Source organism: Streptomyces millisiae (assembly GCF_031845425.1).
GTDB classification, from domain to species: Bacteria; Actinomycetota; Actinomycetes; order Streptomycetales; family Streptomycetaceae; genus Streptomyces; species Streptomyces millisiae.
Map to the genome: position 1 here is coordinate 1 of NZ_JAVREM010000364.1, position 425 is coordinate 425.

The following is a 425-nucleotide window of genomic DNA, read 5'->3' on the forward strand; positions in this document are numbered from 1 at the left end:
CTCCTACGGTGCCGTCTCCACGGTCCAGGCCATCGCCTGGGAGACCGGGTCGCCCGGGGCCGTGGAGTGGCTGGGCCTCTTCTCGCCGATCACGCTGATCGACGGTGTGCAGACCGCGTTCCTCGGCGCCACCTCCGCCTTCCCCGGAGGGGAAGGCCCGGGGGCCGGTACCGGAGTGGTCTACCTGTTCGTTGTCCTCGCGCTCGTCGCCGGCTCGTACGCCGTCCTGATGCGCCGTTACCGGAGGGTCGGGCTGTGACCACCATCGAGATCGACCACACCTCGCGCTGGTTCGGCAATGTGGTCGCCGTCAACGACGTCTCCATGACGGTGGGCCCCGGCGTCACCGGACTGCTCGGCCCGAACGGCGCCGGGAAGTCCACGCTCATCAACATGATGGGCGGATTCCTCGCCCCCTCGACGGG

Annotated in this window: 1 protein-coding gene and 1 pseudogene; both read left to right on the plus strand. The window is 69.6% G+C overall.

Annotation, left to right across the window (positions count from 1 at the left end):
- Positions 1–259 (plus strand): annotated as a pseudogene (locus RNC47_RS37100) (ABC transporter permease); the annotation flags it as partial.
- The coding region (locus RNC47_RS37105) for an ATP-binding cassette domain-containing protein (RefSeq protein ID WP_311605277.1) at positions 256–425 on the plus strand (170 nt) is incomplete at its 3' end. The pseudogene RNC47_RS37100 and the gene RNC47_RS37105, both read left to right, overlap by 4 nt.